Annotated in this window: 1 protein-coding gene; it reads left to right on the forward strand. The window is 54.5% G+C overall.

Going from position 1 to position 396, the window contains the following annotated elements; all coding sequences use genetic code 11:
• The coding region (locus EVJ32_RS16075; protein ID WP_255569918.1) for a Mur ligase family protein at nt 1-396 on the forward strand (396 nt) is incomplete at both ends.

The raw sequence follows: 396 nt of genomic DNA on the forward strand, positions 1-396 counted from the left end.
CTTATATGTCAGGTCCACAGTGGCTGCACGATTTTGTGCTGCGCGACCGCTGGGTGCTGGCCGTTGCCGGTACACACGGCAAAACTACCACCGCGGGAATGGCGACCTGGATTCTGGAACAGTGCGGTTACAAACCGGGATTTGTGATCGGCGGTGTGCCGGGGAACTTTGAGGTTTCGGCGCGTCTGGGCGAAAGCGACTTCTTTGTTATCGAAGCGGATGAGTATGACTGCGCCTTCTTCGACAAACGCTCTAAATTTGTCCATTACTGCCCGCGTACGCTGATCCTCAACAACCTTGAGTTCGATCACGCCGATATCTTTGACGACCTGAAAGCGATCCAGAAACAGTTCCACCATCTGGTGCGTATCGTTCCGGGGCAGGGCCGTATTATCT

Source organism: Exiguobacterium sp. SH5S4, assembly GCF_004337045.1.
GTDB lineage: Bacteria > Bacillota > Bacilli > Exiguobacteriales > Exiguobacteriaceae > Exiguobacterium > Exiguobacterium aurantiacum_A.